Here is a 24,084-nt window from a genome sequence, read left to right as displayed (position 1 = left end):
TTTTTCCCCTTATATAAGCCTCTTAAATTAAAACTAGTTTATCTTTTCTTCATCCGCATCGCTGTATCTCCGGCCAACCTTCACTTCATCGCCGACAATACCCTGTACAACAAAAACATTTCCCGGAGGACACCCCTTTACGGAACGGCCTTTACCCTTGAGCGGATTAGTGCATTTTCCGATTAACACAGTGTTTTCCGGCGTGGATTCCGGCGGCAGTTCTTCTTCTTTTACCGGCCCCACTACCAAGATTTTTCCTTCCAGATACTGGGTTAATTCCTGGCTTTTCAAATCCATCAATGAGCTGATAACGGTATTTCGACAGCCTGTACATGCTCCTTCAGCAAAAATCAGCTTATATGGCGGCAGGCCTTCAATTTCTACTTCACTCGAGCGTTTGAAACGGTGTTTAACGTCTTCAATGGGTTTTCCTTTGATCTCAATTTTATCGAGATCCATTTCTCCAAGCCCTCTGGCATTCGCCTCAACCGTCAGCATTGGTTCATCCACCTTGTAGCCCATAATAACACTGGCTACCGCGTCACAAGCAACAACATCCTTTGAAGCAACAATGAGATCCATTACAACCGTTTCGCCAAAAATCGGCCCCAGACCCTGCTGACAAAATGTACCGTCAATAACATTAAGGACAGGCTTTACCGTCTGGATAATGTCGATGACACCGTTTATTACGCCAATGGAATGAAACTCCTTTTTCTGTACATCGCCGATCAGCCCCTTAAGATTTTTTAGTCCAAGGGTAACTTCTGTCTGGTCATGTGTTTTCATAACAGGCACTGTGATAATGGCGTCGGCCTCTGCCACAACATCCCAGGAGCTCAGCTCACTGATCAGTTTTCCGTCCGGCACAGGGATTTTAACTTTTTTTGCCTGCTTTTTTAAGTCGATAACTGAATAGCCTTCTTCGCGCAGCTGGTCATACCCGCACGCTTTTATGACTTCCTCGGTATCAACGCCTGCTGCGCTGGACTCCGCGATGATCGGTACCCCTCCTTCATCTTTCACCATCTCTGCAATGGCCTTAACGACTTCCCAACGTGTAACGCCGCCGGACAAGCGGTCATCTGGCACGGCTACCAAATTGGGTTTAATTAGGACTTTGTACCCAGGCTTTATGATGTCGCTGAGACCGCCGCAATCAGCAATGGCTTTCTGCACAGATGCCTGAATACTTGCATAATCGTTTCCTTCAGTTTTTTGAATCGATACTACTGACATTCCTTTTACTCCTTTCTGCTTTACTGGAACGCTTTTATGCGATTCCACTATACGGAATCATTAATTCCATATTATAGTCAAATTATATCTGGTATCTGTGCAATTGTCAATATGAAATTTATTGTAAAAACCATATTTCAAAATAGGGAACTGTTTTTAAATCCGCAGTTACATGATTCTCTCATTATAAAAATCAACTGCTTCCAACGCTTCTTCAAGTCCAGAGGCGAGGTGCTCATTTTTTAATTGGTATAGTGCATCATCATAGCGATTCTCCCTGATACCCATGATGATTTTCCTCATACTTTCAATGACCTGTTTTGCATAATCATTATCCCTTTTGCGATATTTGAAAATCAAAACCATAATTCTCACAAGCTCATCCTGAAGGTTGAGGTAAATCTGATCAATCCTTTTATTGTCTAAAACACTGACCATTGTCCGGTGCACCTCGCTGTCCGCATATTCAAAGGCATAGTAATCATGGTAGCTGGCCTTCATACGGACAAATTTTTCTTCAATTTTAAATGAAAAATCCCAATTCAACTTTTTTTCAAAAATGGTGTCCAGAGCCTTGACCTCCAGAATCTCCCGGATTTCGTAAATCTCCCTTACGTCCTTTACTGAAATTCCCTTCACATAAACTTTTTTGCGGAAGCCTGTCTCAATCCATCCCTCATTGGTTAATTTTTGGATCGCGATATGAACCGGCATACGGCTCACTGAAAATTCCTCAGCCAGATTTGCTTCAGTAATGGCAATCCCTGGTGGATAATCAAGTGTCAGTATCCTTTCCTTGATTTTTGAGTATACTTGCTCCGTCAGTGATTTTTCCTCTTTATATTTTTCTTTCATAATTCCTCCATTTTTTAAATACAATATATATTTTGGTATACTAAAATATATATTGTATTCATAGTATTACTTTCCTGTTTTCTTGTCAAGCTATTTTCGTAATTTATTGTTTTTATACAAATTAAAAAAGCCCTCGTGATATATAATGTTATCACAAGGGCTTTTTAAGCATTAACGGATTGTTGAGGATAGCTTATCTACATCAATATATGTAAATCTCTTTTTCAAATCCAGTGAAATCTGAGATGCTGTAGACTGCATCATACCTATAATATTCTCTTTATTGCTTTCATCCAGTCTTATTTTTGGGATACTCGTGCTGATTGCCGCGACAACGCGGTCATTCGCGTCCCATACCGGGGCAGCGATGCAAAAAAGGCCAGGTTGAAACTCCTCATCCTCTGTCGCATAGCCATTCCGCTCAACTTCCTCCAGCATTTCATGAAATTCGTTGATATCTTTATTAAAATTCGGCTGCAGCCTGATCATTCTCTCGACTTTATCCCACGGCTGATATGCCAGCAGGCATCTGCCAAGGGCGGTATTCAGCGCAGGATAGGCTGTCCCTACTGTAAAATTAGGGCGCAGGATATGCGGGGAGTCTACCTTGGTCAGATAAATGACACTCTTTCCCTGCAAAATAGCCAAATTGACGGTTTCCTGCGTTTTTTCGACCTGTTCTTCCATATGCGCTTTGGCTACCTCTACCCAGTCACGGCTGTTGGAATAACGGCTGCTGATATTAAAAAACGCAATGCCCAGCTGATATTTTAAAGTATGCGGATTTTGCACCAGATACTGCTTCATAACAAGGGTGTTTACGATTCGCTGCACGGTGCTGGCAGGGATTCCCGTACTCTCGCTGAGCTCTTTGATTCCAAGTTCATCCGCTTTGGAATATTGTTCCAAAATGCTCAGGGTTTTCAGGATCGATTTTGAAAATGAGGTTTCCTTTTCTGCGGGTTTCCCTTTTGCCATTGTATTATTTTCATTTTTAGCCGTATTTCTCACCTCGATTCTTTAATTTAGAATTCCCGATTCTATATTACTAACTATATAACAATTATTCTATTTTTTCAATTCTTTTTTTATGTCTGCAATTTACAGAAAAGCCCGAATCGTATCGACCAGTCCCTCAGCGTTATTATCGCAGGACACGCCGAGAGCGCGCAGATCATCGCTGACGTCCACAGCCAGATCGCTGCCATCTTTATTTTCGTTGAGAAGCCCGCCCATGATCAGGTGCGCGTCCATGCCGCTCTTTTCAAGGCCTTCCAGCATTTCCCGGGCAAAGCTGAGCGCAATGCCGTTAAAACTGCTTATCACGATAAAACGGCTTTCACTTTCAATCATCGTATCCAGGATATCCTGTACCGGGACGCTTTTCCCTAGGTCAAATACATTCGCACCGGCCTGAATAAGAATACTTTTCACAATTTCTTTTCCGAACTCATGGCCGTCGGTTGAACCGATAATCACGTTAACATCCTGGAGAGCGCCTTCAAGATTCTGGATCTGGTCGCTGATCTCACGCTGGCGTTCATTGATGGTCATGACGATGTTGGTCGGACGCACCGGCACACGACCGCGCATTGCCAGCTTATCTGCTTTTCCAACGCCAAAAACTTCTTCAAGCTGTTCTGAACCAATGGATTTTAACGCGCCCAATATTTCTCCTGCATGGGTAATATCCACATCTAAATCATCAAGTCCATTCATAATCCGCTCAAAAAAGATTCTGCCGCACGCCACCAGCAGGTTCTTCTCGGCGTTTATCTCTGTCCAGTTGATATACGGCGAGTAATAGCGTCCTTTTTCAATCATCATGTCCACCGTCATATGCGCCTGCACAATCTCCTCGATCGACGGAACACGAGCCGCCTCTGTCACAGGAATTGGCGTTACTGCGTGGCCGGTCGGACACTTCGACTGTCCCATGCTGTCTGCCATGACAAAGGAGGACAAAGCGCCGAAGTTGCGGTCATAGTCAAAGCCGAAGTCAATGGTGTTGCCATAGATCATGGATCCGGGGGTCTTGTAGGTGTTGATTTCCCACATCGCCTGATTAAAGGTCATACGCAAAACAGGGTCGCTGAAAAGATTGCCGAAGCAGTGGCACATTCGGCCGCCCAGCAATTCCTCTACGATATATCTTTCCATGATACACCAGCCCACAAGGTTGGCCAGGTCATGGAACTGAGAGCCGAATCCATCGTCAACATTTGAATGGATAATGGTTCCCTGGTCTTTAAATTTTCCCATTAAAACAATGGCCTTAAGCATATCAATAACGCGCTGCTCCTCAATATCTACCCCAGGATATTCATAGGTATAGTAGTGCGAAACGTTTCCAATTGTTGTTACACCGGCTGCCAGCGCGTAGCGTGTATTTTCAAAGGAATTACATGAGGCGATCATATGGTCGCCCAGATGCGGCTGAACAGGGACAATCTGCCCAAGCTTCTGCCATTCATCAGGGTTTTTAAACGTCAGCCCTGTTCCTACAGGCAGCTTATCACGGTATTTTTCTGGTACGCCCATAACCCAGTCCAGGCAAAATCCAAAACGATCGACATAGCTGCCCCGCTTCTGAAGGGTATTATAAACTTCTTCCACGCCTTTTGCGGTGGCGTCCCATGAATTCCAGCCAATATGGCTGTGCTTCATGATATGGCCTTCTTCTGCCATCTTACGCTTATATTCGGCTTCAGACGCCACTCCCTTTTCTTCCATGAACAAAGTTTTTCCAATAACGGTATTCGCGGCCACTTTATCCACTTCGTCCAAAATACTCTTCATATCCGGCAAATTCTTATACTCAAATCGTTTTTTCATTTTAATTTCCATGGTTAGTGTCTCCTTGATCCTCTTATTTTTTTATAATACTGTTCATTCCAACAGCAAACGCCAAATTTTTATCAACATAGCTCAGCAGACCCACTGCATATAGAATATAATTCCGGTCCACCACAAAATCACCTGTCAAAGGAAGCAGCGCGTCCTTCTCTCCCTTTTCCCTCCTGAGAACATGCTTCAGGATAGCTTCAGGATTTTCACTGTTAATAATCGGACCGCCTGTTCCGATAATGGTCTGCACATGAGTTAAATTTTTTCCATGCTGCATTCTGCGGCAGTAATTGCTGCTTTTATGCTCAATGACGCCCGCGTGCCGTCTGGCCGCCAGGTATGCAGCGCTCTCAGCAATGATCTGGTCAATGCGTTTTTCAAGGGAAGTGTCCGGCAGAAATTTAGTATTGTGCACTCTGTTCGATATGGACTTTTCAAGCACCTCCCCCGATACTCCTATTTCATTTGCGAAAAATTCCATTCCCAGCTCACGCACCAGCACATCGGACGACTCGCGCATTCCCAGGTCGCCCTCAACGGTCCTTCTGGCATAAGGCTCGTCTGCGCCTACAAGCCTTGCCCCCTCATAGGAGGTATGCTCCGCGTAGGAATGTATGTCCGTTGTCGCGCCTCCGATATCCACAAGCATTAACTCGCCAAGGCCGTCATGCCCCGTGGTCCCCTGAGACAGCAGAAGGCCTGCGTCCAAAACCGCTGCCGGTGTCGGAACAATGGGGCCGTCAACCAGCTTGATAATATCGCCGAGTCCCTTCATATCTACAATACGGTTCATAAACAGATGGCGGATAATCTCTTCGGCCACATCAATATCCAAAACCCCGACCTGAGGAATAATATTGGGCGCCTGAAAACATTCCTTTTTATTTTGCAGCAGCTTCGCGCGAATCTCCTGCGCAATCTGACTGTTCCCGCCATAGATAACCGGACAGCTAATCTGGCTCTGGGCAATCATTTCCGCATTGTGCCTGATAATCGTCTGGTTGCCATTTTCATAGCCTCCGCACAGCAGAATCATCTCAGCTGGCAGCGCTTCTATTTTTTCAATTTCTTCCTTTGTCAGAGCGCCGCTTGTGACGTGAATAATCTTAGCGCCTGCACCAAAGGCCGCATTTCTCCCCGCAGAAATGCTCAGGTTATAAGTCAATCCAACCACCACAATCCGGAGTCCGCCGGCTGCGCTGCTGGAAGCATATTTCTCAGCGCTGTCCGCCGCGTTCTCGCCGATGGCTCTGCGGATATCCGAAAGGCACGCTTCCATGGCAATCCGCGCGTCTTCCTTCACCGTTGACGGATGGCGGGTGGTAAAAACCACTGCCTTTTCTTCTTTGCAGATCACCGCCGCCTTCGTAAAGGTACTTCCAAAATCAAATAAAATACGATACTCCATGCTGCTCCCCCCTATGTCTGATAATCTAATTTTACAGATCTAACCCTCAAAGTCAAATCTTAAAAAAATAACTCTTTCATCATTCTTTGCCCATAAGCACGTAGGAAATAAGGAAGCGGGCATTTTTCTGATAAAAGAGTTATTAGCAATATATTAAAACTTTGCAACATTCTGCACGATCTTACCGGCGCATCATGTCTCTGATTTCGAAGTGTCTTCGATATGGTTATTTCAAGCAGAAGGTGTCTTCTCCGATAAGATTGTTACAAAGTTACTGCCCAATAATCTTATATCATGGGAAGATACCGCGGATTCTTGTCGCCATGCTCAGGCGTTTAAGCCCAAGAATGTAGGCGGCGACACGGAATGTTACTGCGTCGGTATCGTGGATATTCTGAACCTCACCAAAGCTGTCAACCATAATTTTACGCAGCGTACTGTTGACATTGTCTTCATCCCAGGTCAGATTCTGGGTGTTCTGAACCCACTCAAAATAAGATACAACAACGCCGCCGGCATTTGCGAGAATGTCTGGGATAACGGCTATATTTCTCTTTGTAAGAATTTCATCGGCTTCCACGCTTGTCGGGCCGTTAGCGCCCTCAACGATTAATTTTGCCTGAATACGGTCTGCGTTATCCGCGGTAATCTGGTTTTCAAGCGCGCAGGGAATCAGCACATCACAGTCGCAGCACAACAGGCCGTCGTTATCAATTTTTTCGACGCCCTCAGCGCTGTACCCTTCCAGAGAGTGGGTGCTGCTGTTTGCGATATAGGCTTCCAGGTCACTGATATCCAGTCCGTCTGCCTTATAGTATCCGCCGGAGACATCGCTGACACCAACGATCTTATAGCCGGCTTCGGACAGCAGGCGCGCAGTGGTGCCGCCAACATTCCCCATACCCTGTACGGCAATGCGCAGAGACGGCGAGTCGATGCCCAGGTATTTAAAGGCTTCCATGGCCACAATGCTGACGCCACGGCCGGTTGCTTCATTTCTTCCAAGGGACCCGCCGATATCAATGGGCTTTCCTGTGACCACGCCAGGAACAGAATAACCTTTGAACATACTGTAGGTATCCATGATCCAGCCCATTACCTCCGCGTTTGTGTTCACATCCGGTGCGGGAATATCGCGTTCTGGCCCGATAAGGGGTAAAATTGCCGCGGTATAGCGTCTTGTCAGGCGTTCCATTTCTCCTCTGGATAATTCCGAAGGATCGACTTCAACCCCACCCTTGGCGCCGCCGTATGGAATGTTGACAACCGCGCATTTAAAGGTCATCCACGCCGCCAGGGCCTTTACCTCGTCGATATTGACATTGGGATGAAAGCGGATACCGCCCTTGCTTGGGCCGCGGCCGCTGGAATGCTGCACACGGTAGCCCTTGAACACACGTATGGAGCCATCGTCCATATGTACGGGAACCGCTACCTGCAGTTCTCTTTCAGGATAAGTGATTGTGATGTATTCATTTTTGTCTAAACCCAGCTTACCTGCGGCTGTGTCTACAACTTCCAAAAAGTTATCATAAGGATTGTATTCTGATTTTTGATTGTTCAATTTCTTACTCCATATTAATCATAAATTTTAAAGGTTTGGTATTTTGGTAGAGAGATTAATGGTATTTTTACATTTTTATTTTTTGCTTATTTATTTCAAGAGGGGGATAGAGGATTGTTTATCTTTAAAATAAATTAATAGTTTTTCTTAACGTATGCGTCAATTCGCTGAAGGGCTTCCTTCAGATTTTCGTCTGAATTCGCAAAGACAAAGCGCATGTAGCCTTCACCCATGCTGCCGAAAGCAGAACCCGGCACGGTGATGACCTTCGCCTCGCGGACCAGGTCTTCGGCAAAGGCCTGTGATGTTTTTCCAAAGGCTTTAATGTTGGCAAATGCGTAGAAGCTGCCTGGAGATTTTTTTACACTAAAGCCTGGAATCGCGTTGAGGCCGTCAATTAAAATCTCACGGCGTCTGGTATAATCTGCGATCATCTGCTGCACTTCGGTTTGGGGACCCTTCAGCGCTTCGATGGCAGCCACCTGTGTAAAGGTGGACACGCAGGACACCATCCCTTCCTGGATCTGGGCCATTCTTTTTGTCAGCGCGCTGTCTGCCAGCAGATAGCCAATGCGCCATCCTGTCATGGCATAGGCTTTTGAAAAACTGTTCATGACCATAACCTGATCTGTCAGCTCTGGTATCTGCGCCATACTAAAGTGCTTGTGCCCATCGTAAATGATTTTGTCATAGACTTCATCTGAGAAAACATACAGATTGTATTTTTCAACAACCCTGGCGATTGCTCTCACGTCCTCTTCTTCCAGTATGGAACCAAGAGGGTTGCTGGGGGAATTGAGAATAATCGCCCTGGTTTTGGGGGTTATGGCCTTCTCAATATCTTCTGCCTGAATTTTATAGTCGTTTTCTTCATAAACAGGGACGGTTACCGGCTTTGCCTTGGTAATCATAATCTGGCCCAGGTAGTTGGGGAAACACGGGTCAGGCACGAGCACCTCATCTCCGGGGTTAACAATGGTTAAAAGTCCCAGAGTCAGCGCCTCTAAAGCACCGACGGTAATGATGACATTATCTGCCTGGTAACCGCAGTTGTAATGGGCATAGCTTTCGGCTACAGCCTCACGCAGCGCTGGCATTCCCGCATTTGGGTTGTAGTGGGTAAATCCATCGTCGATGGCTTTCTTTGCCGCGTCCTTTACATTCTGCGGCGTATCAAAATTCGGCTCACCAACGGTTAAATTCACAATTTCCTTTGGGTCATACTGTGCTGCTATCTCAAACATTTTCCGGATTCCCGAAGCCGGGTATTCATTCGCTACCTGCGAAAAATAAGTATTGATCTCGTTGCTCATCTTTATTCTTCCTCACTTTTATCAGAGTGGATTCCTGCCAGGTGCGCTGCGAACTCCTTCTTTTGCTCCAGATTGGAAAGCTTGGAGTACATGACCTTCTGAGCCTGGGGCGATCCTGCGCCGTGCATGCTTTCCACCAGTGCCGTACCACCGGTCATATTTTCGATCAGGCGGCCGATGCGCATTCGGTCCTCGGTCGGCACATCTGCCACGCCTTTCAGGTATTTATCCACATATTTGCCGATTTCCGGATTCCGCAAATCAGATTCCGATGGCATTGTAGCAATTATACCACCGCCAATATCCTGTGCCAAACGGTCGATGTCGTAAATCAATTGTGTCACATTGTGTTTACCGACATTGGCCAGCAGCGGGTCTACAAAATAAGCGCCGGATTCCGTGGGCTTTCCTTCGCAGGAGCACGCAAGGGAGCAGGCATAGAGGGTTTCAGTCAGGTGAATCATCTCGTTGATCTTTTCCTTAACATGGCCCGCCTTTCCATAGCCGCTGTAGTCTGCCATCAGCGCAGCCGCGCCGACCACAACATCGGAAACACCGCCCTTACAGCCGCCGTAATTCTGTCTGTGGTAGCAGGCAAAACGTTCGACCAAAAGCCCAGAATAGGGTGTTTCGCCGCACATGAACACACGCTCCCACGGGACAAAAACATCATTGAGAACCGTCAGGCATTCGCCGCCGACAATACCGAATTTTGCGTTGCCCTGGTCAATCTCACCTTCCATTTTACGGTCATCATTTGTCTGACGGCCAAAGATATGGATTACTCCCGGAGCGTCCACCGGCAGTGCGCAGCAGACAGCATAGTCTGCGTCATCTTCCTTCATTCCCATGGTGGGCATTATCAGCATTTCATGGGAATTGACCATCCCTGTCATATGCGCTTTCGCCCCGCGGATAACAATGCCGTCTTCATTTTTATCCACGACATGGACAAACAAATCCGGATCTGCCTGCTGGCTTGGGCGCAGGCTGCGGTCACCCTTCGGATCTGTCATGGCGCCGGCAATCATCAGATCGTTTTCCTGTACATACAGAAGAAACTTTTTAAAGTGTTCGTGGTATTCTGTCCCCATCGCCTTATCCATATCATAGGTAACGGAATAGGTCGCGTTCATGGCGTCAAAGCCCACACAGCGCTGATAGCAGGTACCTGTTTTCTGAGAGATCATACGAAGCATCTTGACTTTTTTCACCAGATCGCTGACGCTTTGATGGATATGTGTAAACCGGTTAATTTTCTTCCCTGTTAAATGGGAGGTGGTGGTCATTAAATCTTCATATTGCAGGCTGCCTGCCAGAGCGTAGGTCATGGAAGCTGCATTGACATGGCCTTTAATAAAGGGATGGTCGATGACCTTATCGCTGTCGATCAGCTCTCCCTTTATATAAACTTTGATATCCCGGCCGCGCAGGCTGTCAATATAATCGCGTGCTGTTTTCATCTTTTTCTCCTATTTTACCCAATCTCTTCGTATTTTTTCCCAGGTTTCATCTCTGCCTTCTGCGATAAGCGCAATGTCATTTTCATCAAGATGTGAAAACCGGCCCTGTTTTGAGAGATAATCCGAAATATCGGCAAACTCTTTAGGATTGCGGTTCAGGGTAAATTCCTTGTTTTCATATTCTGCCAGATACCACAGGCCGTTATCGACGGCTTCTTTTGCCAGCTCGATTGAAATATCCGTGGGTGTCTGCCAGCCTGTCGGGCAGGGAGCCAATACGTGGATAAAGGATGGCCCGTCACAGTTTTTGGCTTTTTCCAGCTTTCTCAGATAATCTTCCGGATAGCCGACACTGGCAGTAGCCGCATATGGGATTTCATGAGCTGCAATGATCTCAAAGATTTTTTTCTTTGGCCGCGCCGCGCCATGAATATTTTTTCCTGCCGGCGTGTTTGTGGTCTTTGCCCCATAGGGCGTTAAGCCACTTTTCTGAATTCCGGTGTTCATGTAAGCTTCATTGTCGTAGCAGATAAAAATTTCCTTATCGTTACGGTCAATAGCTCCCGACAGAGCCTGCAGGCCAATATCGGAGGTGCCTCCGTCTCCGGCAAAGCCAACGACATGGTAGTCCTCAAGCCCCAGGGCTTTGGCTCCCGCCAAAACACCGGACATCACTGCCGCAGTTGCGGCAAAGGGAGGTATAATCCCATTGACAAACAATGGCATATGCGGATATACGAAAGCAACCGTTGACATACAGTTCGGCGGGATAACCGCAATGCTTCGTTCTCCCAGCACCTTAAGGGCCAGACGAATCGCAAGAGCTCCGCCGCAGCCACCGCAGGCCTTATGACCATAAAACAGTTCTTCATTTGGGATTGTTTTTGCATTAAGCGCCATAATCAATGTCCCTCCTTACATTAATAAATTCAACAGGCTTTTCAGTGTTGCCTGCCAGCAGTGCGTCAAAGATACTGCTGATGTCTTCCTTTGAGATGCTGCGGCCGCCTAAGCCGCCAACATAATTATAGGTCGGTACATCCACACCCTGCTGCTTGAGGGCAGAGTTAAAATCAGAGTAAACTGCGCCTTCAAATCCAAAGCTGATATCACGTTCCATGACACCGACCGCTTTAGCGTTTTTAACGATCTCTGCGACCTTTTCCGTTGGGAACGGCCGTACACAGCGGAGCTTCAGCAGGCCAACCTTCTTACCTTCTGCGCGGCAGGCATCCACAACGACACGGGCTGTTCCCGTCACACTGCCGATTGTCACCAGGATTGCTTCCGCATCCTCACACTGGTACGCTTCTACCATACCACCGTAGGTGCGCCCGAAAAGTCTTCCGAATTCCTCGTCACTTTCGTCAATCACCTGCTCAGCCTTCAGCATTGCGATCTGCTGCTGATAACGGAACTCTGTATTATAGGTCGGTCCCGCAGTAATACAGGTGCTCACCGGGTCCTCCAGATTAAGCTTGTTAATGTAGTCCTGATACGGGATATACGCGTCTACTGCCGCCTGATCGGTCATCTCAAGAGGCTCATAGGTATGGGTTAAAACAAAACCATCCAGGTTGACCATGACCGGCGTCATGACCTCAGGATCCTCGGCGATTTTGAAAGCCTGAATGGTGGTATCAAAGGCTTCTTGAACGTTTTCAACATACAGTTGAATCCAGCCTGATTCCAGCTGAGATAAAGAGTCTCTCTGATCACCGTAAATATTCCAGGGCGCTGCCAGTGAACGGTTTGCGTTCATCATAACAATTGGGAAACGGGAACCGCTGGCATAGTGCAGGCCTTCAACCATGTATAAAAGCCCCTGGCTCGATGTTGCGGTAAAGGAGCGGGCGCCCATGGCTGCGGAGCCGATAACAGCCGACATGGCGCTGTGTTCAGATTCCACATACATGTACTGGCAGTCAAGACTGCCATCCTCTACATAATCCGCCAGACGTTCTACTACAATTGTCTGAGGTGTGATGGGGTAAGCGGCAATCACATGTGGTTTTGCCTGTCTGACCGCCAATGCGACCGCCTCGTCGCCGGATACAAATAATTTTTCGCTCATGCGTCTGCCTCCTTAATCATTGTAATGGCCTCAACCTTACATGCTTTCGCACAAACGCCGCAGCCTTTACAGTAATCATAATCTATTTCAAGGATGTCTCCTGATTTATCAATGGTGCCATCGGGACACACTAAAAAGCAGCGCAGACAGTTAACACATTTTTCCGCGTCGATCACCGGCCGGAATGTCCGCATCCCTGAGCTTACGTCAATCAGATGGCCTGATCGTGTTGACGGCCCCATGGGCAGCTGCTCGATCGTGCCTGCCGGCTGTGGCGGCGATAATTTAGGTCGGTTCATTTAGAGTGCCTCCTTTACAGTATTATAGGTTTCTTCCAAAAGCGTTTTATTTTTTGCCCGCACCTTTTCAGGGAGCTGCGTATCAATCGCCTTATAGATGGAGTCAAGGCTTGTCAACTCTGTGGCCGCTGTCAGCGCACCCAATAAAGGGACATTTGTGATGGGCCGTCCAAGGATTTTCAGCGCAAGGCCTGTCGCATCGACGGTTATAACCTTGCAGTCCTCACAGTCGCTGAAATCAAATGCCTCTGCAGGTTTCATTGTATTGATAATCACCTTTGCCCCAGGCTTTAACCCCGCCTTAACCGGCGCGCCTAAAAGCGTCTCATCCAACACAATGGCACAATCACAATCGACAACATCGCTTCTATCCTTGATTGGCTCATCATCAATTCGTGTAAAAGCTAATACCGGAGCCCCCCTACGTTCTGGGCCGAACGATGGAAAAGCCAACGCCGATTTATCGTCGCACACAACGGCATCTCCCAAGAGCCGGGCTGCTGTGAAGGCACCTTGTCCCCCACGACCATGCCAACGAATTTCAATCATTTAATACTTCCTCCTGTATTCCATAATACGGAATCATTAATTCCATATTTGTATTATAGTTCCATAATCAGGTTTTGTCAATTCCATTTTCTAAAAAAATAATAAAAATTAAGGTGCTTCATTAAAAGGGATTTTTAACCCAAAAATGCCTTTAGCAAATAAACCCACTTCATTGATTCCATAATGTAGAATTTATATTTTTATATTATAGAATTTTAATCAATTTTAAATATTATATAATATTTAAAAATCATAATATTGCATTTTAATTGATTTACTTGCTATATTTATTCTGTTATAATAAGAAAAAATCGCCGGAGGAGCGTATGGACAAAAAATTCAATCTGATTGCAGCCATCTTCATTATCTTGTTTTTTTCGATGATTTTGATTGTTACCTCAACGATGAAAATACAGCCAGGCAGTTGGTTGCCAGAAGGCGATTCCACCTGCTGCATCACCCTTTACCCGGACGAAACCTTTGAATCCAACATTTATGGAAATGGAACCTATACGGTTCAGAAAACCAAGGTCATCCTCCACAGCAGCACTGACATCACCCTGACCATCATCCGAAAGCCCCTGAAGCTCGCCCTCTATGACGGACAATCCCAAAATTATTTTTACCATACAAATACAGACTTCAAAAAATAAAAAAAGCCCTGGAAAACATTCCAGGGCTCGCTTAATAAAGCAAAGCATTATTACCAGTCAAATTGTAATTTCATACTTTTTCTGCCGTTACCATCATGTTATCAAACTCTAAACGGGCCCTTTTCCAGAATTTGTTCGACAGCTCCGGCTCTTGTGCTCCCCTTTTGAAGTTTTGAGCTGTTTTCAGGCGCGCGCTTTCCCAAAAACGGATACTTATGTTTTAAACTCAAAAGTGGATCACATTGTGCCAGCTTTATCGCACTGGCTAATCTCTAAATCACTGTAAACTACACACCCAGCAAAGCGCCTTTTCCAACTTTTCTTTCCATTCACTTTAACGCATTCAGCTAAATCAGCGTATTCGTTTTTGGCGGCTGGCTTAAAGTTCATCTTCAGCGGCAATGCCTGGCTGCTTTATTCTTCATTGATTTAACTTAATCATACGCCATCTGCCTCCTGCCTGCAAGCCCATTAAGAGAGCAGTTTTCTCTAAACCCCATTTTTTTCACAGATGTCCGCCAGACAGCAGCGTTCACAGTGCGGCTTCGTCCTGGCCGTACAAATTTCCCGCCCGTGGAGGACCAGGCGGTGGCAAAAGCTGTTGCCCTCTTCCGGCGGGATGAGCTTCCACAGTGCCATCTCCACTTTTTTGGGGTCCCTGATGTTTTCCACCAGTCCCATCCGGTTAACCAGACGAATGCAGTGCGTATCTGTGACAATAGCCGGTTTTCCAAAAACATCCCCCACGATCAGGTTTGCGCTTTTTCTTCCCACGCCTGGCAGCTTTAAAAGCGCGTCAAAGTCATCTGGCACCATCCCGTCATACTGGTCCCGGAGAATCTTCATACAGGCGCTGATATCTCTGGCTTTGCTTTTACCAAGACCGCAGGGCCGCACAATGGCCTCGATTTCCTCAGGCTCTGCCTGAGCCAGGGCCGTTACATCCGGAAATTTTGCATAGAGCTCCTTAACCACCACGTTGACGCGGGCGTCAGTGCATTGAGCCGCCAGCCGCACGCTCACCAAAAGCCGCCAAGCTTCTTTCTGGTCATACTCCAAACTACACTCCGCATCAGGGTATTCTTTTTTGAGCCGGTCAATGATTGCCAGGGCCCGTTTCTCTTTTGTCATATAAAGCTCCTCCTCATTCCGTGTATTTTGCAAACATCACTGCCATGCAATCTTTTTTATATTCTAAAATATATTATAACCATTCTAATCCGCTTGTCAATGCTTCTGAGAGCGGCTTTTCTTTCCCGCTATCTCCGTTTTTAAAACAATAAAATATCTATTCAAATTTTTCATAAATATTATATTTCTTTAGCCAGTATGCTATACTTAATTCTAACACTAGAAATAATTCTGCTTTAATGGGAGATATATAGATGACGGACAATTTACAACGAATTGCTGCTAAAAAATTTGCAGATACTTGGAAAGGTAAAGGTTATGAAAAGGGAGAAAGTCAGAAATTTTGGCTTGCTTTACTTCGAAATGTGTATGGCATCGAGGAGCCAGAAAACTTCATTGTATTTGAAGATCAGGTTCACCTGGATCATACCAGTTTTATTGATGGCATTATACCCTCTACGCATGTACTCATTGAACAAAAGGGATTAGGAAAAGATCTGAGAAAGCCTATTAAGCAATCCGATGGTACACTGCTAAAGCCTATACAGCAGGCGAAACGGTATGCAGCTGAGCTGCCTTATTCTCAACGCCCACGCTGGATTGTAACCTGCAACTTTAGTACTTTTCTCGTTTATGATATGGAAAATCCTGCAAATGAACCCGAAGAAATTTTACTTGAAAATCTTCCCACTGAGTATTATCGTCTTGCTTTTCTTGTTGACACCGGAAACGAGCATTTAAAGCGGGAAATGGAAATTTCAATTCAAGCGGGCGAAATTGTAGGGCTATTATACGATGAAATTTTAAAACAATATCTAAATCCTGCAAATGAAGAATCGTTAAAAAGTTTAAATATGCTTTGCGTCCGCCTTGTATTTTGTTTGTATGCCGAAGATGCCGATATATTTGGTAAACACAGTAAATTTTATGATTACCTCAGCCGCTTCGAAGCAAGAGACTTAAGACGCGCCCTGATAGACCTTTTTAAGGTTCTAGACACCAAACCAGAAAACCGCGACCCTTATATGGACCCTCTGCTTGCCTCATTCCCTTATGTTAATGGCGGTTTGTTTTCAGACGAAAACATTGAAATACCCCAGTTTAACGAAAAGATAAAGGAACTCCTGCTCGAAAAGGCCAGTGATGACTTTAATTGGAGTGAAATCAGCCCTACTATTTTTGGCGCTGTTTTTGAAAGCACCTTAAACCCTGAAACAAGACGTTCCGGGGGAATGCACTATACTTCCATCGAAAACATTCATAAAGTCATTGATCCGCTATTTCTTGACGATTTACGTAAAGAATTAGAAGATATAAAATCCGTTTCAGTGGATAAAACGCGTGAGAAAAAACTAAAAGAGTATCAGGCCAAATTGGGGAGTTTGCAATTTTTAGATCCCGCCTGTGGCTCTGGCAATTTCTTGACTGAAACCTATCTTTCTTTAAGAAGACTAGAAAATAAGGTTTTAGAAGCGATCACTTATGGTCAAATTGGCTTTACAGACCAGGCATACAGCCCAATACAGGTATCCATCAGCCAGTTTTATGGTATTGAAATTAATGACTTTGCCGTGACCGTTGCTAAGACAGCATTATGGATTGCAGAATCACAGATGATGAAAGAAACCGAAAATGTTATCCACATTAGTTTAGACTTTCTTCCATTAAAGTCTTATGCCAATATTATTGAAGCCAACGCACTACAGCTAGATTGGGAAAGCGTCGTTCCCAAAGAAAATGTAAATTACATTATGGGAAATCCTCCGTTTATTGGCTATTCCCTTCAAACGCCGGCTCAAAAGCAGGAGATCCGTTCAATTTATATTGATGAAGAAGGAAAACCTTATAAAACTGCTGGCAAAATTGATTATGTGGCAGGCTGGTATTTTAAAGCTGCCCAATTCATGGATAAAGTCAAAATCCGCACCGCCTTTGTTTCAACAAATTCCATCACACAGGGCGAACAGGTTGCTGGTGTGTGGAAGCCGCTTTATGACCGTTTTGGTATTCATATTGATTTTGCTTACAGAACCTTTAAATGGAGTAGCGAAGCAAAAGAAAAAGCTGCTGTACACTGTGTAATTGTGGGGTTCAGTCAAGCCTTCAATTCAAAAAACCAAGTAATTTATATAGATGGGATGGTTAAGCATGTCGTTGAAAATATTAGCCCTTACTTAATTGATGCGCCTTTAGTTTTTATTGAAAGTAGAAAAAAAGCTTTATGTCACGTACCTTCAATGACAACTGGAAATCGTCCTGCTGATGGCGGTAATTTAATTATCGAAGCAGATGAATACGACGACTTTTTAAGAAGAGAACCCTCAGCAAAAAAATATATTAAACAACTGACAGGTGCAACAGAATATATTAATAATAAGCTTAGATACTGTCTCTGGTTAGTTGGCGCAACCCCATCTGAAATCAGAAAAATGCCTGAGGTTATACGACGGGTTGAAGCTTGTAGGCAAGATCGGTTAAAAGGTGCGCCAGACAGACAAAAACTAGCAAACACACCTACTTTATTTCGAGAAGTAAAAAATCCTGAAAATTACATTATTATTCCAAGGGTCTCATCAGAAAACAGAAGATACATTCCTTTAGGGTTTCTCGATAGTAAAATAATCCCAACGGATTCAGCAACGATTATAGAAGATGCTTTAATATATCATTTTGGCCTTCTTACTTCTAATGTACATATGGCATGGATGCGAGCAGTTGCTGGGCGCCTAAAAAGTGACTACCGTTATTCAAAAGATATTGTTTATAACAACTTCCCCTGGCCCACTCCAACGGAAGTTCAAAAATCTAAAATCGAACAAACCGCCCAGGCTATTTTAGATGCCCGGGCTCTCTATCCCGACTGCTCCCTTGCCGACCTCTATGATGAAGCCACTATGCCAGCGGAGCTTCGAAAAGCACATCAACTCAATGATCGCGCCGTGATGCAAGCTTATGGTTTATCGGTCAAAGATACCTCAGAAGCCCAATGTGTTGCTGAGCTAATGCGGCTATATCAAAAGCTTGTCTCAAACTTGGACAGCTAAACTGCTTAATACTATTTTTTTAAATATATTGTACTAAATTTATTTCAAATAACACTACAACAACTAATAGGAGGATTCAAATGCCTGCTGCTTATGATAAATATTCTGTTACACAATACTCTGTAAGCTCAATTTTAGGTTACATTAACGCTGGTGATATTGCCATACCCGAGATTCAAAGACCTTTTGTCTGGAAAGGGAAACACGTTCGCGATTTAATTGACTCATTATACAACGGCTATCCCACAGGTTATCTCATTATATGGCAAAATCCAGATGTACGTTTGAAAAATGGAAAAGATGCTGTTGGTAAAAAAGTGCTGATTGACGGTCAACAACGGATTACCGCCTTAATGACTGCAATTGCAGGCTATTCCATTTTAGACGAAGATTACAACGAAAAGCGTATCAAAATCGCTTTCAACCCATTGGTAAACGACAATGAGGATCGTTTCGCCGTTCAAACCCCAGCTCATATTAACAGTTCTGCCTGGATTTCAGATGTTTCAGAGGTATTTCAAGATACTTTTTCCACAAGAAAATTTATCAACCATTATTTACATGAGAATCCTGATGCCGATGAAGACCTTGTTGATAGTGCAGTTTCTCAACTGCTGTCCATTAAAAGCTGTCAACTTGGCGCTATTACTCTAGTTCCTCAATTGGATATCAGTGAAGTAACTGAAATATTTGTGCGTATTAACTCCCAAGGCAAGCGTTTGAATGAAGCAGACTTTGCTATGTCAAAAATTGCTGCTGATGACAACTATGGTGGCACTCTGCTAAGGAAAGCCATCGACTACTTTTGTCATTTGGCCGTCGATCCTTCCTTCTATTCACAGCTTGAAAAAAGAGATCCTGACTTTATGAACAGTCCTTATGCCTCAAAATTAAGTTGGTTGAAAAATGATAATGAAGAAATTTATGATCCAGACTATAATGATATGCTCAGAGTCTCTTTTATGCATATATTTGGTCGAGGAAAGCTTGGTGACCTTGTAAGCCTTTTATCAGGGCGTGATTTTGTTGATCGTAAATTTAAGGAGGAAATTGCTGCCAGTAGTTTTGAAAAGTTAAATACCGGCGTTATGAATTTTATGAACCAATACCATTTCGAACAGTTTTTGGTTGCCATTAAATCCGCAGGATATATCTCATCTAAACTGCTAAATTCTAAAATGACTTTAGATTTCGCCTATACGCTCTTTTTAATGCTGCAAAACTCCCGCGAAGTCCCAAAAATTCAAGTCAAAAAATATGTTCAAAAGTGGTTTGTCCTTGCAACCTTAACAAGCCGCTACATCGGATCTCCTGAATCACAAATGGATCGGGATTTAAGAAACATCGCAAGCAAAGGGTTTATTTCCTTTTTTAATGAAAATGAAGATTCGATGTTGGCCGATACTTTTTGGAATGTTCGTTTAGTTCAAAATCTTGAGACATCATCTACAAATAGCCCATTTTTTAATACTTATATTGCCGCACAAATTTTCAACAATGATAACTCGTTATTATCAAACAGCACCAGAGTAAGCAGTCTTCTATCTGCAGGGGATGTCCATCATATCTTCCCCAAAGAATATCTAAAACAAAATGGTTTTTCCAATAAAACAGATTATAACCAAGTAGCTAATTATACCTATTTAGATACTGGTGTGAACATTGCCATTGGAAGAAAAGCGCCAAATGAATATTTCAGATCCGCCTTACTTCAATGTCAGAATAAGAATATGACGGTAGGCACTATTCTTGATGAAGCTCAACTGTTTGATAACCTGGAAACAAACTGCATTCCCCAGAGTATTATCAGTATGAACGCTTCTGATTATCCAACATTTTTATTAGAACGCCGTAAAATGATGGCACAAAAAATAAAACAATACTATTTTTCTTTGTAAATTAAATTTTAAGAGTCAATCAACTATATTGACTCCGTGGATGTTTTTATTGTAATTTTCAAAAAAGGGCCGTGGTAATTCCACAGCCCTTCTCTCTTTGTTTCTTCCCCTCTACTCCACCGGATCGTGGCTTAAAAGAAACAATGTCAAAATTTCCTCTGCATATCTGCCCTTCTCCCTGGGGCAGCGTTCCAGCAGTTCCAAAACCTCAGAGTATCTTGTTCCCATATAGTCCTTGGGACCATAGAGAATGGCGTCTGCCGACATTTTTAAAACATGGCAGAAACGGTTCAGGCTCTTTAATGAAAAGCCCTTTGTACCCAGCTCGATATCGGCTAAAAAAGTTGGTGTAATATCAAGCTTTTTAGCCAGCTCCTCCCGGGACATGTTCAGAAACGTTCTTTGCTTGCGGATACGCAGGCCCATGGCCTTGTGATCTAGCTCTTGCATTTAATTTCCTCCCCATCTATGTGAATAGATTATTTTTAGCGGTGTTCCGTTTGCGGATTTTCAGGGGAGAGTAAGCTCTCCCCGTCATCCTCCGTAAACTTCACAAACAAAAAAGCCATGCAAGGTTTGTTGTAAATACCCATACACAGCTTCAAAAAATAATCCAGATATCCCTATCTTATCTTGATTTGAAAATGCTTTACACTGCGCCCGTTTATCATCTACATAAAAGTCTTGTTTAATTGAGAAAAATCATGTAAAATTAAAACGTGCGGTACGTGGCTGTAGCCCGTTGTGTAGGGTGGTGTTTTCACCTGAAGCAAGCCAGTCAGGAGGTCGGATGCCTGGCTGGATGCCGCCGCTTTTTTATTTGTTCGTTTACGCTTTCTCTCCCTTACCCTTTTAATCATGTACTTTTTATCAGATAAAGCCATCGGATAAGGGTTTAAGAATTAGAAAACATAGCAGACGCGACAGGATCGAATGGGCTGAGGCTATCCATCATCCGTCCGTCCTTTCGGAAAATAAAAACTGCGCATGGCAGCTACCCACACACAGTTAAGAAAGTTCAAGAAAAAACTCAACAATATCACAAAATTAAGTACAGCTATTGAATAAAAAAGGAAAATAGCATATAATTAACTTTGCGGTACTCCTCGGAGGTGTGGTGCCCAGACACCGCATGCCACATTGTGCTGATCCCACAATGCGGATGCCGCAATTTTTATTTCTATACTCTTTATTATAGAATAGATTGAAATAATATGCAATTCTTATTTGTTTTTTCAGGCTAATAGTTTTTTTCGTATCTCATTTTTCTTTCAGCGTTTCTTCCTTTTCCCTCCAGCCGCAACACAGAAAAGGGAACGCAAAAGGCTTTTCTTTTGGTTCCCTGTTTTAAAACTCGCACTATATTTATTTTTGTATTGTTTTAACTCATCGGTCTTTTATAATTTTCGCTTCAACAGCCAGGCTGCGCCCACACTTATCAAAACCAACAGTGCCGTGCCCATGATCATCAACAGAAAACGCTCATCTATCACTACTCCATCTGTTTTCACTGTCTTTTCATCGGGCAGGGGGAAGTATCTTGTGCCACGTACCAGCAGCCGATGTGTATTAACCCCATAAGGGGTGCAGGTCATCAACGTAACCTCGTCTTTACCTGGTAAAATAGAGAGCGCCTTTTCTGCTTCTTCTGGGACTACAGTTAAAATTTGGTCAATTTTATAATAATATTCCTGCGCGAGCACTGTAATGCGAAATGTATCGCCGATGTTTAGCTGGTCAATATCGGTAAAGAGCTCTGCGCTTGGCAGGCCATTATGCGCAACCAACACAGCGTGACTGCTCTGTCCGCCGATTGGAAAGCTGCTCCCCTGAAGATGTCCTACCGCGGTTTGCAGTGTTTTTTCATCTGTTCCATGACGGATTGGCAGATGAATCCCCAGCTTTTCGATGTCGATATATCCTATCATTCCGGAACCGCCTAAGTCCAAAATGGTATTATAGGCCGTCAGCTCACGTGCCGCCAATACCATTGGGGCAGACAGCCCCAGAAGGGCGTCATTATATTCCTGTGCTCTGGCCATCAGCTCCGTAAGCTTATCCTCTTCTGCAGCCGCTGCTTGTTTTTTATAGCTGGCGATGGCACGGCGCTGTTCATATTCAAACAGGCCGTTGGAAAGTGTTGGATAAAGAAAAATAATCAGCCCTCCCCCTATCATAAACATGGCTATGATCAACATTATCCATCGTTTTATGGAATAACGCTGTCTCATTTTTTAAACTTTTCCTTTTCTATTTCGGCTTACAATCAGCAGAATAACTGCACCGCCAATTAAGGCTGCACCGACCAATAGATATACTATCGTACCACTTCCCCCTGTGTTTGGCAGCTTTGACCCGGAAAAATTCACCACTGTCATTTCAAGCATTCCTTTATCTTCCGGAGTTACATCAATGCTGTATCCACCAGACACATTTTTGGCTTCAAGCAAAACCAGTGTTCCTGTTGCATCATACACGGCCTCAAGATTAAACGTTATGGGCGCCGCCAGGGGCTTGTAGCCTGTTGGATTGGTGGTTTCCGTCAAGGTATAAGTTTCAAGGCTTTTAAGACCGTAAAAAGTAAAGCTGCCATTTTTGCCGGTATTATTGGCCCAACTGGCGTTTCCGCTTAATGTAAAAACGGCTCCGTCCAAGGGGGTTCCATCCTGGTCAATCTTATTTACATTCAATCCAAAGCTATACACCTTTGGCAGCTCTGGTATCTCATAAAAATCGGTTAAGCTTTCATCGCCGGGGTCATTGGAATAAAAGAGCTTTGCGTCATTGCTGTTGCCGCTTTCGCCCATTACGGCGTTTTCATTAACCACCGCCGTATAGTTAAGCGTAATGTCATCACCCGCTGTATAAATCGGCGCGCCTGCTCCGTCAACCATAGGGATCGCCGCAGTGAACGTATAGGGCGCGTCTGGCGTAGTGATAAGCGCTGCCGCAGTCACATCCTCATTTCCGACGAGTACCTCAAGGTCGTTATTAAAGCTCAAGCCTTCAGAAAAGGTATCCGTAATTTTATAGGTATAGGTGCTGTATCCTGTTGTATTGGGGATTTTGCCGGTGATCGTGTAGCTTACAGTATCGCCAATCTGCGCTGCGGTTCCTTTCTCACCATTGACAGTTTTGTCAATGGTGGGCAAGTCACTTTTTACGTAGATCGTTTCATTATCCAAATAAAAGGAATGCAGCATCGGGTAGGACGCTGCCATTCCGCTGTTTGTCTCTGCCACGTCTGCGTCTAAAATCAGATAATATCCCCAGTCAAGGTCTGAAAATTCAACCTTTGTTGCACCGTCTGTACCCGTTACAGCTGCCGTCGGTTCCGCCGTACCAATTTCGTCCTTCAATTTTTTTGCAAACGCCTTAATCTCCTGGCTATTTGATGGCATTTTGCTTTCAAGCCAGTTAACCAAGGCCTCGTTAATTTCCGCGTCAGTTTGTCCGGCGGCTTCAATCCCCGTTGCGGTTATTAAGGCTGCCTGATAGTTAGGATTGACCTCATAAACAATGTTTTCATCATTGATACTTGTAATAAAAAATAAATTGTAAACATTGATCTTTCGATTTTCAAAAGACTGCTTTGTGTTTCCCATACTGTCAATCGTTAAATTCCCATTTCCAGCGGTGACAGGCGCTGCAAAGGTCGTTGGGTTCAACGTTAATAGCAGCACTGCCAACAGGCTGAGAATGCTTAATTTTTTTATTTTCTGTAACATAATTTTCTCCTGTTTTTTT

General features: G+C 44.3%; 19 protein-coding genes. 3 read left to right on the top strand and 16 right to left on the bottom strand.

Annotation, left to right across the window (positions count from 1 at the left end):
• Positions 1-33: 33 nt before the first annotated feature.
• The 12 genes from B2M23_RS04480 to B2M23_RS04425 all read right to left on the bottom strand — a co-directional run bounded on the left by B2M23_RS04480 (position 34) and on the right by B2M23_RS04425 (position 13,611).
• Complete coding sequence (locus tag B2M23_RS04480) at positions 34-1,239, bottom strand: DUF362 domain-containing protein (protein ID WP_038351923.1); 1,206 nt, start codon at positions 1,237-1,239, stop codon at positions 34-36.
• A gap of 168 nt (positions 1,240-1,407) precedes the next feature.
• On the bottom strand, positions 1,408-2,094 hold the full coding sequence (locus B2M23_RS04475; RefSeq protein WP_038351924.1) for a GntR family transcriptional regulator: 687 nt from the start codon (positions 2,092-2,094) through the stop codon (positions 1,408-1,410).
• Positions 2,095-2,265: 171 nt separating this feature from the next.
• Positions 2,266-3,072 (bottom strand): IclR family transcriptional regulator, encoded by an 807-nt coding sequence (locus tag B2M23_RS04470; RefSeq protein ID WP_038351925.1) that lies wholly within the window; start codon positions 3,070-3,072, stop codon positions 2,266-2,268.
• 123 nt (positions 3,073-3,195) lie between these two features.
• Entirely contained in the window at positions 3,196-4,941 is a 1,746-nt protein-coding gene (locus tag B2M23_RS04465; RefSeq protein WP_038351926.1) for a cobalamin-dependent protein, read from the bottom strand.
• Between the two features lie 22 nt (positions 4,942-4,963).
• On the bottom strand, positions 4,964-6,349 hold the full coding sequence (locus tag B2M23_RS04460) for a glutamate mutase L (protein ID WP_038351927.1): 1,386 nt from the start codon (positions 6,347-6,349) through the stop codon (positions 4,964-4,966).
• A gap of 292 nt (positions 6,350-6,641) precedes the next feature.
• Positions 6,642-7,913, bottom strand: coding sequence for a Glu/Leu/Phe/Val family dehydrogenase (locus tag B2M23_RS04455; RefSeq protein WP_038351928.1), 1,272 nt, complete (start codon positions 7,911-7,913; stop codon positions 6,642-6,644).
• A gap of 134 nt (positions 7,914-8,047) precedes the next feature.
• Positions 8,048-9,226 (bottom strand): pyridoxal phosphate-dependent aminotransferase, encoded by a 1,179-nt coding sequence (locus tag B2M23_RS04450; RefSeq protein WP_038351929.1) that lies wholly within the window; start codon positions 9,224-9,226, stop codon positions 8,048-8,050.
• 2 nt (positions 9,227-9,228) lie between these two features.
• Positions 9,229-10,689, bottom strand: a complete 1,461-nt coding sequence (locus B2M23_RS04445) for a 4-hydroxyphenylacetate 3-hydroxylase family protein (RefSeq protein WP_038351930.1) — start codon at positions 10,687-10,689, stop codon at positions 9,229-9,231.
• A gap of 9 nt (positions 10,690-10,698) precedes the next feature.
• Positions 10,699-11,589, bottom strand: a complete 891-nt coding sequence (locus tag B2M23_RS04440; RefSeq protein ID WP_038351931.1) for a thiamine pyrophosphate-dependent enzyme — start codon at positions 11,587-11,589, stop codon at positions 10,699-10,701.
• On the bottom strand, positions 11,579-12,763 hold the full coding sequence (locus B2M23_RS04435) for a transketolase C-terminal domain-containing protein (protein WP_038351932.1): 1,185 nt from the start codon (positions 12,761-12,763) through the stop codon (positions 11,579-11,581). Before B2M23_RS04435 ends, B2M23_RS04440 begins: the two co-directional genes overlap by 11 nt.
• Positions 12,760-13,062, bottom strand: a complete 303-nt coding sequence (locus tag B2M23_RS04430) for a 4Fe-4S binding protein (protein ID WP_038351933.1) — start codon at positions 13,060-13,062, stop codon at positions 12,760-12,762. The genes B2M23_RS04435 and B2M23_RS04430 overlap by 4 nt, the downstream gene beginning before the upstream one ends.
• Entirely contained in the window at positions 13,063-13,611 is a 549-nt protein-coding gene (locus B2M23_RS04425) for a 2-oxoacid:acceptor oxidoreductase family protein (protein WP_038351934.1), read from the bottom strand.
• Between the two features lie 326 nt (positions 13,612-13,937).
• On the opposite strand from B2M23_RS04425, the gene B2M23_RS04420 reads away from it, so the two are divergent.
• Positions 13,938-14,264, top strand: a complete 327-nt coding sequence (locus B2M23_RS04420) for a hypothetical protein (RefSeq protein ID WP_038351935.1) — start codon at positions 13,938-13,940, stop codon at positions 14,262-14,264.
• Between the two features lie 489 nt (positions 14,265-14,753).
• Here B2M23_RS04420 and B2M23_RS04415 read toward each other — a convergent pair whose 3' ends face one another.
• A complete protein-coding gene (locus B2M23_RS04415; RefSeq protein WP_038351936.1) occupies positions 14,754-15,395 on the bottom strand; it encodes an endonuclease III domain-containing protein in 642 nt (213 codons plus the stop codon).
• Positions 15,396-15,649: 254 nt separating this feature from the next.
• Here B2M23_RS04415 and B2M23_RS04410 point away from each other — a divergent pair, with 254 nt between their 5' ends.
• Complete coding sequence (locus B2M23_RS04410) at positions 15,650-18,439, top strand: DNA methyltransferase (RefSeq protein WP_038351937.1); 2,790 nt, start codon at positions 15,650-15,652, stop codon at positions 18,437-18,439.
• A gap of 80 nt (positions 18,440-18,519) precedes the next feature.
• Positions 18,520-20,337: a GmrSD restriction endonuclease domain-containing protein gene (locus B2M23_RS04405; RefSeq protein ID WP_038351938.1), complete on the top strand. Its 1,818-nt coding sequence runs from the start codon at positions 18,520-18,522 to the stop codon at positions 20,335-20,337.
• A 111-nt stretch (positions 20,338-20,448) separates the two neighbouring features.
• Here the strand turns inward: B2M23_RS04405 and B2M23_RS04400 are convergent, their stop codons facing one another.
• The 3 genes from B2M23_RS04400 to B2M23_RS04390 form a co-directional block, all read right to left on the bottom strand.
• Positions 20,449-20,787 (bottom strand): helix-turn-helix domain-containing protein, encoded by a 339-nt coding sequence (locus B2M23_RS04400; RefSeq protein WP_038351939.1) that lies wholly within the window; start codon positions 20,785-20,787, stop codon positions 20,449-20,451.
• 947 nt (positions 20,788-21,734) lie between these two features.
• Positions 21,735-22,568: a class C sortase gene (locus B2M23_RS04395; RefSeq protein WP_038351940.1), complete on the bottom strand. Its 834-nt coding sequence runs from the start codon at positions 22,566-22,568 to the stop codon at positions 21,735-21,737.
• Positions 22,569-22,571: 3 nt separating this feature from the next.
• Positions 22,572-24,065, bottom strand: a complete 1,494-nt coding sequence (locus B2M23_RS04390; RefSeq protein ID WP_038351941.1) for a SpaH/EbpB family LPXTG-anchored major pilin — start codon at positions 24,063-24,065, stop codon at positions 22,572-22,574.
• Between the last annotated feature and the right edge of the window lie 19 nt (positions 24,066-24,084).

Source organism: Eubacterium limosum (assembly GCF_000807675.2).
GTDB lineage: Bacteria > Bacillota > Clostridia > Eubacteriales > Eubacteriaceae > Eubacterium > Eubacterium limosum.
Note: the sequence above shows the minus strand (reverse complement) of the source record. Positions and strands in the feature narration are given on the sequence as shown.